14 protein-coding genes, 4 tRNA genes and 1 other annotated feature are annotated in these 15,101 nt (G+C 28.0%); of the genes, 13 read left to right on the forward strand and 5 right to left on the reverse strand.

Annotated elements, in window-relative coordinates:
* Positions 1–114 precede the first annotated feature (114 nt).
* Both LQE93_RS08800 and LQE93_RS08805 read left to right on the forward strand, forming a co-directional pair.
* The gene (locus tag LQE93_RS08800) at positions 115–957 is read left to right on the forward strand and encodes a CPBP family intramembrane glutamic endopeptidase (RefSeq protein WP_186837915.1); all 843 of its coding nucleotides are present in this window, start codon (positions 115–117) and stop codon (positions 955–957) included.
* On the forward strand, positions 950–1,525 hold the full coding sequence (locus LQE93_RS08805; protein WP_070205690.1) for a 5-formyltetrahydrofolate cyclo-ligase: 576 nt from the start codon (positions 950–952) through the stop codon (positions 1,523–1,525). The genes LQE93_RS08800 and LQE93_RS08805 overlap by 8 nt, the downstream gene beginning before the upstream one ends.
* 36 nt (positions 1,526–1,561) lie before the next feature.
* On the opposite strand, the gene thrS is transcribed toward LQE93_RS08805, so the two are convergent.
* A complete protein-coding gene (thrS, locus tag LQE93_RS08810; protein WP_055266659.1) occupies positions 1,562–3,493 on the reverse strand; it encodes a threonine--tRNA ligase in 1,932 nt (643 codons plus the stop codon).
* A 72-nt stretch (positions 3,494–3,565) separates the two neighbouring features.
* Positions 3,566–3,779 (reverse strand) — a binding site (T-box leader).
* Between the two features lie 167 nt (positions 3,780–3,946).
* Here thrS and LQE93_RS08815 point away from each other — a divergent pair.
* The 3 genes from LQE93_RS08815 to LQE93_RS08825 all read left to right on the forward strand — a co-directional run bounded on the left by LQE93_RS08815 (position 3,947) and on the right by LQE93_RS08825 (position 5,185).
* Positions 3,947–4,030: transfer RNA gene (locus tag LQE93_RS08815), tRNA-Leu, on the forward strand.
* A 116-nt stretch (positions 4,031–4,146) separates the two neighbouring features.
* Positions 4,147–4,221 (forward strand) — tRNA-Gly (locus tag LQE93_RS08820).
* Positions 4,222–4,309: 88 nt separating this feature from the next.
* Entirely contained in the window at positions 4,310–5,185 is an 876-nt protein-coding gene (locus LQE93_RS08825; protein WP_186837914.1) for a LysR family transcriptional regulator, read from the forward strand.
* Between the two features lie 5 nt (positions 5,186–5,190).
* On the opposite strand, the gene LQE93_RS08830 is transcribed toward LQE93_RS08825, so the two are convergent.
* From LQE93_RS08830 to LQE93_RS08840, 3 genes are all read right to left on the reverse strand, one after another.
* Entirely contained in the window at positions 5,191–5,751 is a 561-nt protein-coding gene (locus LQE93_RS08830; protein WP_055266655.1) for a chromate transporter, read from the reverse strand.
* Position 5,752: 1 nt separating this feature from the next.
* A complete protein-coding gene (locus tag LQE93_RS08835) occupies positions 5,753–6,352 on the reverse strand; it encodes a chromate transporter (RefSeq protein ID WP_186837913.1) in 600 nt (199 codons plus the stop codon).
* A gap of 159 nt (positions 6,353–6,511) precedes the next feature.
* Positions 6,512–6,913, reverse strand: a complete 402-nt coding sequence (locus LQE93_RS08840) for an HNH endonuclease (protein ID WP_055266651.1) — start codon at positions 6,911–6,913, stop codon at positions 6,512–6,514.
* Between the two features lie 324 nt (positions 6,914–7,237).
* On the opposite strand from LQE93_RS08840, the gene LQE93_RS08845 reads away from it, so the two are divergent.
* The 3 genes from LQE93_RS08845 to LQE93_RS08855 all read left to right on the forward strand — a co-directional run bounded on the left by LQE93_RS08845 (position 7,238) and on the right by LQE93_RS08855 (position 9,190).
* Positions 7,238–7,311 (forward strand) — tRNA-Gly (locus tag LQE93_RS08845).
* A 23-nt stretch (positions 7,312–7,334) separates the two neighbouring features.
* Positions 7,335–7,410: transfer RNA gene (locus LQE93_RS08850), tRNA-Lys, on the forward strand.
* A 364-nt stretch (positions 7,411–7,774) separates the two neighbouring features.
* Positions 7,775–9,190 (forward strand): Na+/H+ antiporter NhaC family protein, encoded by a 1,416-nt coding sequence (locus tag LQE93_RS08855; protein ID WP_331000417.1) that lies wholly within the window; start codon positions 7,775–7,777, stop codon positions 9,188–9,190.
* Positions 9,191–9,319: 129 nt separating this feature from the next.
* Here LQE93_RS08855 and ispF read toward each other — a convergent pair whose 3' ends face one another.
* Entirely contained in the window at positions 9,320–9,793 is a 474-nt protein-coding gene (gene ispF / locus LQE93_RS08860; RefSeq protein WP_231073048.1) for a 2-C-methyl-D-erythritol 2,4-cyclodiphosphate synthase, read from the reverse strand.
* A gap of 394 nt (positions 9,794–10,187) precedes the next feature.
* Here ispF and LQE93_RS08865 point away from each other — a divergent pair, with 394 nt between their 5' ends.
* From LQE93_RS08865 to LQE93_RS08885, 5 genes are all read left to right on the forward strand, one after another.
* Entirely contained in the window at positions 10,188–10,781 is a 594-nt protein-coding gene (locus tag LQE93_RS08865) for a class D sortase (protein ID WP_231073050.1), read from the forward strand.
* A 9-nt stretch (positions 10,782–10,790) separates the two neighbouring features.
* Entirely contained in the window at positions 10,791–11,783 is a 993-nt protein-coding gene (locus LQE93_RS08870) for an anti-sigma factor domain-containing protein (protein ID WP_186837910.1), read from the forward strand.
* Positions 11,784–11,800: 17 nt separating this feature from the next.
* Positions 11,801–12,586, forward strand: coding sequence for a 23S rRNA pseudouridine(2604) synthase RluF (rluF, locus tag LQE93_RS08875; RefSeq protein ID WP_055266640.1), 786 nt, complete (start codon positions 11,801–11,803; stop codon positions 12,584–12,586).
* Positions 12,587–12,914: 328 nt separating this feature from the next.
* Positions 12,915–13,643 (forward strand): DUF3298 and DUF4163 domain-containing protein, encoded by a 729-nt coding sequence (locus tag LQE93_RS08880; RefSeq protein WP_231073052.1) that lies wholly within the window; start codon positions 12,915–12,917, stop codon positions 13,641–13,643.
* A gap of 27 nt (positions 13,644–13,670) precedes the next feature.
* Positions 13,671–15,047 carry an aldehyde dehydrogenase gene (locus tag LQE93_RS08885; RefSeq protein WP_055266635.1) on the forward strand — a complete coding sequence of 459 codons (1,377 nt, stop codon included), beginning with the start codon at positions 13,671–13,673 and terminating at the stop codon, positions 15,045–15,047.
* Positions 15,048–15,101: the final 54 nt, after the last annotated feature.

The following is a 15,101-nucleotide window of genomic DNA, read 5'->3' on the forward strand; positions in this document are numbered from 1 at the left end:
AATTTGCATTATACAAAGTATATTTTCATTTAGCGTAGCAATTTTTAATGTGGCGAAGCTACAGTATTGTGTGTATAATTAATTGTATAATAATAACAATTTAAAGGGTGAATAATGAAATTAAATTATATTAAAAACTTAAACGAAGGAAGTCTAGAAATTAAACCTATTACTTTTTGGAAGGCTATAATACTATCATTTATTTTTGATATAACTTATAGTTTTGTATATACTCCTATAAGTATATTCGTAGAGTTTTATAGAGATATGTTCTTTATGAATAGCTGGAGTGAAAATTTATTAACAACTATAACAGATTTTATTTATCAATATGGAATTATGTTAGTTATTATAGTGTTAATTAATAGAAGTTTTAAAACTAATGGAAATGTATTATATGATGAAAAAATCTCTAAGAAAAAGTACTTAGCTGGAGTAGGTATGATAGTTGGATATATATGTATTACCTATGGAGTATTTGATTTTCTATTATATTCATTGCCAACTCTAAATGAGGGGCTATATGAATATTTAGAAGAATATCTTTTGAATACATCATATATTTTTATATTTATTTCAAGCTGCATTATGGCTCCGTTCTTTGAAGAGATATTATATAGAGGAATATTGTTAAATGGATTATTAAAAAAGTATAGTTATAAAAAAGCAATAATATATTCAGCGCTTATATTTGGTATAGCTCATATGAATTTACCACAAGGAATAAATGCATTTCTTCTAGGTGTAATTATTGGACTAGCCTACTATTATACAAGATCAATTTATGTTTGTATGGGTATGCACTTTGCTAATAATTTTTTAGTTAATTTTGTAGTATATCCAGAATCAAGATTATGGACAATAATTTTGTTTATAGTAATTCCTATAATAGGACTAATTATTTTTATCAAATCTTTTAGGACAATAAAGAATAATAAAGGAATTGAAAATGTATAAAAACATCATTAGAAAAAAGGTATTAGACTTAAGACATAATTTAAAAAAAGAAGAAAAGAAGAGGTTAGATAGGATAATATATGAATCAGTAATAGAAAATGATCTATATATAAATGCCAACAAGATTTTTATATATGTAAGCTATAATAATGAAGTAGATACAATAGATATAATTAAAAATTCAATAGATAATAATAAATCAGTTTATGTGCCTAAGATTAATATAGAAGATAAAACTATGAAGTCAGTAGAAATTCACAGTTTAAATGAACTAAGTGTTAATAAGTATGGTATTTTAGAACCTAATATTGTGGATAAAAATAATACTGAAGAAAAATTTGATATCATAATAATGCCTGGAATAGCATTTGATAGTGATGGTAATAGAATCGGATATGGTGGGGGATATTACGATAAATATATTTCAAATTTAAATTATGATGTAGTTAAGGTAGCATTGGCATATAATTTTCAGATGGTGAATTATATAAAAGCAGAAGAGCATGATATTAAAGTAAATTATATATTTACTGATAAAGAAATGATTTATATAGAAAATACAATTTAGAAATAAAAAAGAGGCTGAAAATCAGCCTCTAAATTTTTATCTTTCTTTGTTAGCAATTTCAGTTTTAATTCTTTCAACGAATGAATCTAATGCAATTGCACCTTCATCATCGTTCTTTCTACTTCTTACTGCAACTTCATTGTTTGCAGCTTCCTTTTCTCCAACAACTAGGATATAAGGAACTCTTTCAAGTCTAGCTTCTCTTATTTTATAACCAATCTTTTCAGTTCTGTGGTCAACTTCAACTCTAACACCATTGTTTCTTAAAGTTCTAACTACGCTATCAGCATAATCAGCATATTTATCTGAAAGTGGAAGAACTTTTACTTGAACTGGAGCCATCCATGTTGGGAATGCACCAGCATATTTTTCTATTAAAGTTGCAATAGTTCTTTCATAACATCCGATTGAAGATCTATGAATAACAAATGGTATTTTCTTTTCACCATCTTTATCTATGTAAGACATACCTAATCTTTCACCTAGAGCAAAGTCTATTTGAACTGTTATTATAGTATCTTCTTTTCCATGAACGTTCTTAGATTGAATATCAAGCTTTGGTCCGTAGAATGCAGCTTCACCTTCAGCTTCAACATAATCTATATTTAAGTGATTTAATATAGTTCTCATTTGGTTTTGAGTAGCTTCCCAAGCTTCTGGGTTATTTATATATTTTTCAGTATTAGTTGGATCCCACTTAGAGAATCTATAAGTTATATCTTCTGCAATTCCTAGAGTTTCCATAACATAGTTTATTAAGTCTATAACTTCTCTAAATTCTGATTCAACTTGTTCAGGAGTACAAATTATATGTCCTTCTGAAAGTGTGAATTGTCTAACTCTAGTAAGACCATGCATTTCTCCAGAAGCTTCTTTTCTGAATAGAGTAGAAGTCTCAGCATATCTTATTGGAAGATCTCTATAGCTATGTTGTTCTGCATTATAAACAGTGAATTGGAATGGACAAGTCATTGGTCTTAAAGCCATAACTTCTGTATCTTTTTCTTCATCACCTAATACAAACATACCATCTTTATAGTGACTCCAGTGACCAGAAGCAACAAATAAATCATTTTTAGACATAAATGGAGTTTTAGTTAAAACATAACCTCTTTTTTCTTCTTCATCTTCAATCCATCTTTGAAGAGTTTGGAATAATTTAGCTCCCTTAGGCATGAATAGTGGAAGTCCTTGACCTACTTTTTCATCAGTAGTAAATATTCCCAGTTCTCTACCTAATTTATTATGATCTCTCTTTTTAGCTTCTTCTAAAGCTGCTAAGTGAGCCTCTAAATCAGCGTTCTTTAAGAATGCTGTTCCGTATATTCTAGAAAGCATCTTATTCTTTTCGTCACCTTTCCAGTAAGCACCAGCACTTCTTATAAGTTTTATAGCTTTAATATTCTTTAATGACATTACGTGAGGACCAGCACAAAGGTCTGTAAAATCACCCATTTTGTAGAATGAAATAACTTCATCTTCTGGAAGTTCATTTATTAATTCAACTTTATAAGGTTCATCCTTCATAAGTTCTAAAGCTTCATTTCTAGGAAGTTCAAATCTTTCTATTTGAGGATTTTCCTTTATTATTTTTTTCATTTCAGCTTCGATTTTTACTAAATCGTCTGCAGTGAAAGCTTTTTCTACATCAAAATCATAATAGAATCCATTAGCTATTGAAGGTCCTATAGCAAGTTTTGCTTCAGGGAATAATCTTTTAACAGCTGCAGCTAATACGTGAGAGATACTGTGTCTTACTGTATCCTTTCCTTCTTGAGAATCAAAAGTACATATAGCTAATTCACAATCTTCATTTAATTGAGTTCTTAAATCAACAACCTCTCCGTTAACAAGTCCACATTGAGCATTTCTTGCTAATCCTTCGCTAATAGATTTAGCAACATCTAAAACTGATGATCCATTTTCAACTTCTTTAATAGATCCATCTTTTAAAGTAATTTTAATCATTTTATATATCTCCTTTCATTTTGCTGTATAAAAAAAGCTCTACGTCACTTTTCTTATACAAATTTAGTATAGAAAAGGGACGAGAGCATATAATTCTTCCCGCGGTTCCACCCTTAATTGCCTAAAATTTAGGCCACTTAAATATCATCGTAACGTGATGTAAACGGACTTTATTAGAGTCACTCAGAGCTGGTTTTCAACTAGTTTCAAATAAAAATACTTACAGCTGATGTATTTTCTCTCTGGAAATGAAGTGGTAGTTTACTCGTCTCTTCAACGTTTTTATATATTTATAGAAAATATTATAAATATCTACATAAGAAATGTCAATAATTCGGATGATTTAATAATGAATTTAAAACTCTGAATGTGAGCAAAGTAAATATATTTTATAAATATTTCTAAAATATATTGTAATATATGGAATAAGGTGTATAATTAATAATATAGTAAGCAGATGTGGCGAAATTGGCAGACGCACTAGACTTAGGATCTAGCGCCTTTGGCGTGGGGGTTCGACTCCCTTCATCTGCACCATTTAAACCTTCGATTTATATCGGAGGTTTTTTATTTTATAAAATAGTTATAAAAATAGTGAACTTTTAATATAGATATAACAAGAAAATAAGTTAGCAAGAAATTAATAAATATTTGCGGAAGTGACTCAACGGTAGAGTGTCACCTTCCCAATGTGAAGGTTGCGGGTTCGAATCCCGTTTTCCGCTCCAAGAATAACTAATATTATTTAGATATAGTATTAGTTATTTTTTATTTTTGTAGTATAATCAATTCATATTACGAGAGAAGGTATGGTATATGAATATAAGACATTTAAAAATTTTTATAACTGTTGCTGATTGTGGAAAAATGAGTGAAGCAGCAGAAAGACTTTTTATATCACAACCATCTGTTAGTCAAGCTATTAGAGAAATAGAAGATTATTACGGAGTTAAGCTATTTGAGAGACTTTCAAAGAAACTTTACATAACAGAAAGTGGAGAATTATTATTAAGATATGCTAGACATATTGTTAGTTCTTTTGATGAAATGGAGGCAGATTTAAAAAATTCAGGGCAAAACATATGCTTGAAGATCGGATCAACTGTCACTGTAGGAACTTGTATATTAAATGATATTATAAGTAAATTTGAAGAAGAAAATAAAGATATATCTACAAAAATAATTGTAAATAATACTAATGTTATTGAGAGTATGTTATTGCATAGTAATTTAGATATAGGAATAGTAGAGGGGATAGTTAATAATAAAGATCTTGTAAGAATTCCTATATGTAGTGATAAACTAGTTTTAGTATCAGGAAAAAAACATAACTTTTATTATAAAGATGAAATAAATATTGAGGAACTTTCAGGTCAAGATATGATTTTTAGAGAAAAGGGAAGCGGAGCTAGAGAGATATTTGACTCAATACTAGAAGAAAATAATATAGCTGTAAATGAAAAATGGAATAGCACAAATACAGAAGCTATAAAAAATGCAGTTATTGGGGGGCAAGGGTTAGGAATATTATCTACATTGATAATACAAGATGAAATTAAAGATGGTACACTACATATAATTCCAATAAAAAATATAGATATTTCGAGAGAAATATGTGTAGTGTACCATAAGGATAAGTTTATATCAAACCATTTAAAAAGATTGATAGAAAGTATACAATACTTAAAATAAGATTTTTAAAATGCCATATAAGCTATTGTTCCTATTAATCCTGAACCAAAAATAATTAATATAGGATTAACTTTAAATTTTCTGATAGCAAAAAGTCCTCCTACGAATAATAAAAATTCTATAGGTCTAAAATTTGATAATACTATATCTTGCTTTTCAGCTTGGAAAATAGCAAGTGTTAAAATAGATAATCCTGCTGAACTTATAAGAGCAACTACTGCAGGTCGAAGACTAGCCAATATAGTTTGTACACCACCGAAATTACGATATTTATAATAGTAGTGAGCTAGTATAAGACAAATAATAAATGAAGGAATTATACATCCTAAAGTACAAATAAGAGCACCAGGTAAACCAGCTAATCGAGTTCCTACAAATGTCGCTGAATTAATAGATATAGGACCTGGTGTCATTTCGGCAATAGTAATTAAGTCAGCAAACTCTGGAAGAGTCATAAGTCCATGTATATTTACTATTTGATTTTGTATTAGAGGTATAGCAGCATATCCACCACCAACACTAAATAATCCTACTTGAATAAAGCTTAAAAATAATAGTCCTAGCATATTATACCTCCAAATTTGCTTTCTTCTTAGAATTTTTTATATCTAATATAAGATTTACGATACCAACAAGAATACACAGTAAAATTACTGTTATCGCACTTATACCTAATACATAAGTCATAATAAATGCTATTATCATTAGAGCAATGTATAAAACTTGACCTGTTTTTATTACATTTTTAGCTAAATTTATAACAACATCACATATAACAGCAGCAACACCAGCTCTCATTACCATTAATGCAGTTCCTATAATTTGGCTTTCTCTAAATTTAACGTAGAATGAAGATATAACAGAGATAATAGCGATAGGAGGTATAGATGTTCCTACAACTGCAACAATTGATCCAAGAATTCCTTGCATTCTGTATCCTAAAATAACAGATGCATTTATTGGAATAGGACCTGGAGATGATTGAGCTATAGCTGTTATATCAAGCATTTCACTTTCATCTAGCCATCCTAATTCTTCAACGAATTTTTTCTTCATAAGAGATACAATTACAAATCCACCACCAAAAGTAAAGGCGCTAAGAATGAATGTAGATTTGAATAATTGCCAGAGTACTTTCCAATTTCTTTTATTTCTTAAACCTTCCATTAATAGATTCTCCTTCTTGTTATTGATACTTTTAACAAAGTCCTATAATAGTATAAGTTTAAATTTTTGATTAGTAAAATACGTATATTTTATTAAAAATATAGGTATTTACTTATGGATATATAAATAAAAAAAAGAAACTGCTAATAATGCAGTTTCTTATATTTCATTTATTAATAAATCTAATGCAAGTTCATCTATCATTTCAGAAGAGTATAAAGTGTTTCCCATAAGCTTAAATATTATATCTTTCTTGCTATATCCTTCCTTATGAATTTTTAAGTCTTTCAATAATCTTTTTAGTGAACCATTATGAATTCCAAGTATTTCAGTTAGTTCTTTAGGCCAGTAATAATCTTTTGGAAGGCAATAATATAATTTCTCTTGTAACTCAAGTTTATACTTTAGATCAATAAAACGGTTATGGTGAGGACCGTCATTACCACGATGGTGTTCAGGACACAAGTATTTATAATTTATTTCTATATCAAAACCGCCTTGACTTCTAAATACTATATGATGAATATCAGCTATTTCACCACAAACTTCACATTTGTACAAACCTTTGCCCCCTTTTAATTTAATATATATATTATATTATCAATATTAATTTGTTTCAAATGTTACTATTGTATATTTATAATATAATATATTAATTGAGAGAATGAGATATTAATAAAAATTAATTATATCAATGAAAATAAAAGAAATTTTATACTATATTATATTAAGTTATTAATTATAAGGTGATAACTTTGAAATAAATAATACATAAGAAAAGTAATGGTTACAGAGAAGATTAATCATAGAAAAAAGTATAGTAATTATTGACAACTAAATTTTCAAGTGATAAAATTAAAAATGAAAAAGATAAATATTGTTTATGCGGGTATCGTATATCGGTAATACTCCAGCCTTCCAAGCTGGAAAGGTGGGTTCGATTCCCACTACCCGCTCCATTATAATTTTTTAAAATTAATATGCGCTATTAGCTCAGTTGGTAGAGCACCTGACTCTTAATCAGGGTGTCCCCGGTTCGAACCCGTGATGGCGCACCAAGCTTAATAAAAAAGATGGAGTATGTTCCATCTTTTTTTATTATATATACAAGAACAAATTTGTTGACATAACTTGTCTTAATTTGTTAGTATAATTATAAAAAAGAATACCTTATCAAGAGTGGTGGAGGGACTGGCCCTGTGAAGCCCGGCAACCTGTTTAGGTAGTTAAGAATTAATACTGTATAGTAAAGAGTTATTTTACTATATTATTAGCTATTGATTATTAATTACTTAATAGTTAGTGTTATTTTTTAGTTAAAGGTTATTTATAATAACTTTTAAGTGTTGAATTTTAACTAATGACGTGGTGCTAAATCCTGATAGATAAGAAGTATAAATATTAAGTGTACAGAGCTTCAGTATCTATTACTGGAGCTTTTTTTATTCTAAGATAATAAACTATAATCTAGAAGTATGTAGGATAAATACATTTTTTAACAAATGTAAAGAAAAAGGAGAAGAGAGAATGCAGAAAAAGGGAAGTTTAAGTGCTTTATTACCATTATTAGTTTTTTTAATTGTTTATGTGGGGTTATCTGTAATAGCTGGAGATATGTATGCGGTATCAGTTATAATACCATTTTCGGCAGCAGCATTTACAGCAATATTTATGAAAAGCAAAGAATCTTTAACAGATAAGATAGAAATTTTTTGTAAGGGGGCAGGTGATAGTAATGTAATATTAATGATATTAATATTTGTTTTAGCTGGGGCATTTGCTCAGGTAGCAAAAGATATGGGAGCTGTTGATTCTACAGTTAATTTAGGATTATCAATATTACCAAGCAATCTTTTAATAGCAGGATTATTTATAATAGCATGTTTTATAGCATTATCTGTAGGTACATCAATGGGGACTATAGTTGCATTAGTTCCAATAGCTGTTGGAGTAGCGGATAAAACAGGTGTAGCAGTAGCTTTAGCAGTAGGAGCAGTAGTAAGTGGGGCAATGTTTGGTGATAATCTTTCAATTATTTCAGATACAACTATAGCTGCAACTAGAACACAAGGATGCGAAATGAAAGATAAGTTTAAAATGAACTTTAAAATAGTTTTACCAGCAGCTATTATTACAGCAATATTATTAGCGTTCTTAACAAGAAATGCTGGAATTACACAAGTAGAATCTTTAGAATATAGTTTAGTTAAAATATTACCGTATATAGCTGTAATTGTTTCATCTTTATTGGGCTTAAATGTAATATTAGTTCTTTTAGGTGGAACTATAATAGCAGGTGGAATTGGAATATATTTTGGTGCTTTTGATATAATGTCATTATCTCAATCTATAGCTACAGGCGTTATGGGGATGGGGGAACTTATAATAATTTCTCTATTAATATCTGGAACAATATCATTAATAAAACATAATGGTGGAATAGATTATATACTAAATAAGGGATTAAAAGGATTTAAGAATAAAAGAAATGCTGAATTAGGAATAGCAACATTAGTAAGTCTTGTTGATGTTTGTACTGCAAATAATACAATAGCTATAGTTACAGTTGGACCTATAGCAAAGAATATATCAGATGAGGTTGGACTTGAACCAAAAAGAGTTGCAGGAATAATGGACATGTTTTCTTGTGTATTCCAAGGTATAATTCCATATGGAGCACAATTAATTTCAGCAGCAGGACTTGCAGCTATATCACCATTTGCAATTATGAAATATTTATTTTATCCATACTTAATGGGGGTATGTGCTGTTATAGCGATATTCTGGCACCACAGAAATAATAGCAAATTAAAAATAGAAGATAAGAACTTAAAATAAAAAACGATTTTACAATTTAGTCAGAGAAAATAAAAAAATAGATAATATACTTATTAATTTTATAAGTATATTATCTATTTTTAATTTTTAAATCTAAGTTTTTTGAGTATTTTTTACCGTTTGCTATTTCTAATTTTTAATTAGTAAACAAATACTTTGTGAAGATATTCCTTTTCCTTCACCTGTAAAACCAAGGCCTTCTTCTGTTGTAGCTTTAACGTTTATTTGATCTATATTTATATTTAAGGCATCAGCTATATTTTTTCTCATATCTTGTATATGAGGAGCCATCTTTGGTTTTTGAGCTATTATAGTTGAATCTATATTGTTTATTTCAAAACCATTATCTTTTAAAAGTTTCCCAACTTCTTTTAATAAATGTATACTAGAAATTCCTTTATACTTTGGATCAGTGTCTGGAAAGTGCTTTCCTATATCTCCAAGAGCAGAAGCTCCAAGTAATGAATCCATTATTGCATGTAATAAAACATCAGCGTCTGAATGTCCTAATAAACCTAATTCGTAAGGAATTTTTACTCCACCTAATATTAAATCTCTATTTTCTACTAATTTATGAACATCATAGCCCATTCCTATTCTCATTAAAATCACCTCGATAAAAATATAAATATATTTTACCACAAATAAGATAAAAAATTTAAATGAAAACAGAAGGTTTCTTCTTAGTAGCTTGAACTTTGTTTTTTAGTAGATATATTTGATTTATGATATAGCTTTCTTAAAGAGGACTTTAGAAACGCTTTTCTTATTTTTGTATATAATGAGTATAATAAAATCATATATTTTGATTTTATTTTTTTTCTTCTAAATAGGAAGTCTACATAGACAACATTATTTTTTTGGAGATGCATGTTAAACCACCCAATCTACAATATTATTGATTTCAAATAATATATTTAAAATACTTTATGCTATAATATATGTATAAAAAAGAAAATATGAACTTATTTAATAATTAATTATAGGTGGTGGAAAAGTGGACAAGTTTAGAAGGGGTATTGGATTGTTACTTATAGCTGTGGGTTTAATTATAATAGGAACTGTAGTCTATAAAAAAGTAGAAACAATTAGAAAACAAAAAGCTGTTATTGAGATGTTTGAAAGTGGTATAAGTGAAGGGTCTTTAACAAGTAAAGAAGAAGTTAATCTAGAAGATATTAATGGATATACTCCTATAGCAATAATAGAAATACCAAGTATAAAGTTATCTCAAGCATTAGTTGAAGGAATTTCAGATGATGTTCTTAAATATTTCTTAGGCCATTTTAATGATTCTGCTGCTCCTGGTGAAAAAGGTAATTTTGCAGTAGCAGGACATAGAGTTTCTGATTATACAGATGCTTTTATCAACTTATATAAAGTAAAAGCTGGAGATGAAGTAATAGTTAAGACACATGATAAAAAATATACTTACGTAGTAGAAGATAATTTTATTGTAGAGCCTGAAGACGTTCATGTTTTAGATGATACAAAAGAAGCAACTATGACATTAGTAACATGTACTGTAGGAGCTAAACAAAGGGTTATAGTAAAGGGAAGGTTAATTTCAGAAGAAGAGTTAAATAGTTAGGGGATAAAAATGGGGAGAGACGAAAGAGTAGTATATAGATTTTCATCTATAGCACCACTTATAGTTATAAGTGATGAGATAATTGAAGAAAGAAAAGAACAAATATTATTATTAAAGAGAGAACTTATTAATTACAGAGTAATATTAAAAGACTTAGCATTAATGGAAGTACCGTATTCAATAAAGAATGAACTTTTAAATATCGCTTTTTTTATAGTTCAAGATGTTGAAATATTAGATAACTTTAAAAGTAAGAAAAATATTCCGATGAGTGTAGTTGCAAAAGAATTTGGCAAGACTAGAAGATACTTAGAAGAATGGAGAGATAATATAGTGACATATGTTGTTATATTATCAGACCCTAAATATAAGCATATACAGGATTATTTAAGGGTAATAGAAGATGAAGAAAAAGATATTGATGTAAATGCTTTAAGTATTTTAAAAAATAATAAAGATATTAAAGGAATTGTTATAAGCTCTAGAAAAAAGAATGCGATGATAATGACCTCTATGGGTGACCTAGTAAAGATTAAGACAAATGATATAGTATCAATAGGTGAAGAGGTTAGTGGAACTCCAAAGAAGTTATTGAGAGATTATAAATTTCATATATCAATGTTAGTAGCTATCTTTTTAGTTTTAATCGGAATGACTATTTTCAGATATACTAAAGTAGTAAGTACTGTAATGGTAGGAACAACATCAAATATTGTATTAGAGGTAAATTCTTTTAATAGGATAAAAAATATATATTCTAGAACTGAAAGAGGAAGTAAAATGGTAGAAACCATTGATGTCCTTGATAAAGGTATAGATCATGCAATATATAGTATAATTAAGTATGCAAATGAAAATGATATGATGCCTCAAACAGGTATAATAGTTACTGTAAATGGAAAACCAATAAAATATGGACTATTATCTAAAACCGAGGATTATATATATTTAGAACAAATAGATTTTAAATTAAATAATTCTGGAATAGAGCAGAATTTTTAGTAGTAAGAGGGAAGTATATGAAACAAAATTCACAAAAGAGGAATAATATAATTATTCATAATGATAGACCAGATGATATAAGATTAAATAAATATATAAGTGAATCAGGTTATTGTTCAAGAAGAGAAGCTGATAAATTAATTGAAAGTGGAAGAGTTACTATAGATAATGTAAAAGCAACTATGGGAACTAAAGTTTCAAAAGGGCAAGTAGTAAGAGTTGATGGTAAAAAAATATATAAGGATGAAGAACTGGTATATATAGCTTTAAACAAACCAGTTGGAATTACATGCACAACTGAACATAAGGTAAAAGGAAATATAGTTGATTTTGTTAACCATGAAAAAAGAATATTTCCTATAGGAAGATTGGATAAAGATTCACAAGGACTTATCTTTTTAACGAATGATGGTGATATAGTAAATAAGATTCTTAGAGCAGGAAATAATCACGAGAAGGAATATATAGTAACTGTAAATAAACCAATTAATGATGAATTCGTTAAACGAATGAGTAATGGTATAAGAATACTAGGTCAAGTAACAAAGAAATGCTATGTTAAAAAAGAAGGTAATAACACTTTTAGAATTATACTTACACAAGGATTAAATAGACAGATTAGAAGAATGTGTGAAGCTTTAGGATATGAAGTTACTAAGCTTAAAAGAGTAAGGATTATGAATGTTAATTTAGATGATTTAAAAATAGGTCAATGGAGAGATATGACTGAAAAAGAGTTAAAAGAACTCAATAGATTGATATCAACATCTGTGAAAACTAAAGATGCTGAGCAAATAAAATAGAATTATTAATAAATTAAAAATAAACTGCTTAGGCGGTTTATTTTTTTGTTATTTTTACTATAAAATTTTGATTTGTTTTTATATTAAAATTTATAGAGCATTTTTGAAAGTGTGATTAACGAATTAATTAATGTGTATAATAAAAAATATTTGGGAAAATCTAATTTGGAATTATTTTTTACAAATAAAGGAGTTACACACAGTTTCCACAAGTGCCTGTGGATAAGTTGTTATAAATTTGTTGATAGCAATGTTAATAATTATTAGTAAAATTGTAGATAATATTGATAAAAGAAAGAACTATGTCGAAAAAAGAGGAGAGATATCGATGAAATGGCTAAAACAGGCGATTTTAGTAATATTCATGTTATCAACAGTTTTTGGGAGTTGTCCACAAAGTATGTTGATAACAAGGGGATATAGTAATGTTTATCCACAGATGACTATTGTGGATAAAGTTTATAAGAGTAAAAATGATTATTTGCAAATTGATGTAACTATTCCACAAATAAAAAATTTACCGAATGAAGATAAAGAAAAAAATATAAATAATTTAATCACAACCTGGACAGAAGAATGGATAAATGATGCTAAATATATTGCAGATGAGTATTTTAAGAATGGAACACCCCCTTTAAATCCATATCAGCTTAATGCTAAATATAAAGTTACTAATTTGAAAAAAGTTATAAGCTTATATATTGATTATTATCAATATACTGGAGGAGCTCATGGTGTAACAACAAGAAAATCATATAATATAGATGAAACAACTGGAGATATATTAACATTAAAAGATCTGTTTAATAGTGAATATAATTATAAAGATAAGATAGATTCAAATATTAAGAATGAGATTAATAAAAATTCTGATATTTATTTTACTGGTAAAGAAGGATTTAATGGAATTGATGAAAAAACAAAATTTTATATAGAAGATGGTAATCTGGTGATATATTATGGACAATATGAAATTGCACCATATGCAACAGGAATACCAGAATTTCGTATACCTATAAATATGTTTGAAGAAAACTTTAAGTATGGTAAAATTTAATTTAAACATATGCTTAGAGAGGTTTATATGAAAGAAATTAAAAATATATTTAGTGATCAAAGGAAGTTCTTTGATTCAGGAAAAAGTAATGATATTGATGTTAGAATTAAACAACTAAAAACATTGAAAAAAGTTATAAAGGAAAATGAAAAGGAAATATTACAAGCATTAAAAGATGATTTAGGAAAATCAAACTTTGAAGCCTATGCAACAGAAATAGGGTTAGTATATGATGAGATTAATTTACACATAAAGAATGTAAGAAAGTGGTCTAAGAGAGAGAAGAGAAGTTCGCCAATTGTATATTACCCTTCAAAAAGTTACATATATAAAGAACCTTATGGAGTTACATTGATAATTGGGCCATTTAACTATCCGTTTCAATTAGTTATAGCACCACTTATTGGTGCTATATCAGCAGGAAATACAGCAATAATAAAGCCTTCAGAAACTACTATAAATACAGCTAGGTTACTAGAGAAAATTATAAATGAAAATTTTGATAAAGGATATATAAGAGTTGTTAATCCATTAGGAGGAAAAGAAGTAGTATCTTATCTTTTAGATTTACCTTTTGATTATATATTCTTTACTGGAAGCGTAAGAGTTGGAAAAATTGTTATGGAAAAGGCAGCTAAAAATCTTACTCCGATAACTTTAGAATTAGGAGGAAAGAGTCCTTGTATAGTGGATAGAGATGCAAATATTAATTTAGCAGCTAAGAGAATAGTTTGGGGAAAATTTTTGAATGCAGGTCAAACATGTGTTGCTCCAGATTATTTATTTTTACATAAAGATATAAAAGATAAATTTTTAAGAACTTTAGTTAAAGAAATTAAGACGCAATTTGGTGAAATAATAAAAGAAAGTCCAGATTATCCTAGAGTAGTAAATACTATATCTTTAGATAGATTTTCAAATTATTTAAATGATGGAGATATATATTTTGGAGGAGAAATTGATAAAGATCAACTATATATGGATCCAACTATTTTAACCAACGTGAAGCTAGATTCATCAGTTATGACAGATGAAATTTTTGGACCGATACTTCCAGTAATAGAGTTTGAAAATTTAGATGAAACAATCAGTATTATAAATCATAGAGAGAAGCCATTAGCTTTATATTATTTCTCAGAAAGCAATAAAAATATAGAGTATATTATAGAAAGAACTAGTGCAGGAGGAGTAACTATAAATGATACTATAATACATGTTGCTAACGGAAACCTTCCTTTTGGAGGAGTAGGACCAAGTGGATTAGGGAAATATCATGGAAAAGATAGTTTTAATACTTTTACTCATAGTAAATCAGTTATGAAAAGAGGAACCTTTATAGAGTTTAAAGTTAGATTTGCACCTTATAATAATAGAATAAATCTATTAAGAAAAATAATGAAATAAATTATAAGCAACTGTAAAGAGGCCACCAAAAGGTAGCCTCTTTACAGCGATGAC

The organism is Clostridium sp. NSJ-145 (assembly GCF_021044725.1).
Taxonomy (GTDB): Bacteria; Bacillota; Clostridia; order Clostridiales; family Clostridiaceae; genus Clostridium; species Clostridium disporicum_B.

What these genes read in the sequence shown, in the direction of transcription:
- LQE93_RS08800 (WP_186837915.1), top strand. Translation starts at nt 115, where the DNA reads ATGAAATTAAATTATATTAAAAACTTAAACGAAGGAAGTCTAGAAATT.
- LQE93_RS08805 (WP_070205690.1), top strand. Translation starts at nt 950, where the DNA reads ATGTATAAAAACATCATTAGAAAAAAGGTATTAGACTTAAGACATAAT.
- thrS (WP_055266659.1), bottom strand. Translation starts at nt 3,493, where the DNA reads ATGATTAAAATTACTTTAAAAGATGGATCTATTAAAGAAGTTGAAAAT.
- LQE93_RS08825 (WP_186837914.1), top strand. Translation starts at nt 4,310, where the DNA reads ATGAATATAAGACATTTAAAAATTTTTATAACTGTTGCTGATTGTGGA.
- LQE93_RS08830 (WP_055266655.1), bottom strand. Translation starts at nt 5,751, where the DNA reads ATGCTAGGACTATTATTTTTAAGCTTTATTCAAGTAGGATTATTTAGT.
- LQE93_RS08835 (WP_186837913.1), bottom strand. Translation starts at nt 6,352, where the DNA reads ATGGAAGGTTTAAGAAATAAAAGAAATTGGAAAGTACTCTGGCAATTA.
- ispF (WP_231073048.1), bottom strand. Translation starts at nt 9,793, where the DNA reads ATGAGAATAGGAATGGGCTATGATGTTCATAAATTAGTAGAAAATAGA.
- LQE93_RS08870 (WP_186837910.1), top strand. Translation starts at nt 10,791, where the DNA reads ATGGGGAGAGACGAAAGAGTAGTATATAGATTTTCATCTATAGCACCA.
- rluF (WP_055266640.1), top strand. Translation starts at nt 11,801, where the DNA reads ATGAAACAAAATTCACAAAAGAGGAATAATATAATTATTCATAATGAT.
- LQE93_RS08880 (WP_231073052.1), top strand. Translation starts at nt 12,915, where the DNA reads ATGAAATGGCTAAAACAGGCGATTTTAGTAATATTCATGTTATCAACA.
- LQE93_RS08885 (WP_055266635.1), top strand. Translation starts at nt 13,671, where the DNA reads ATGAAAGAAATTAAAAATATATTTAGTGATCAAAGGAAGTTCTTTGAT.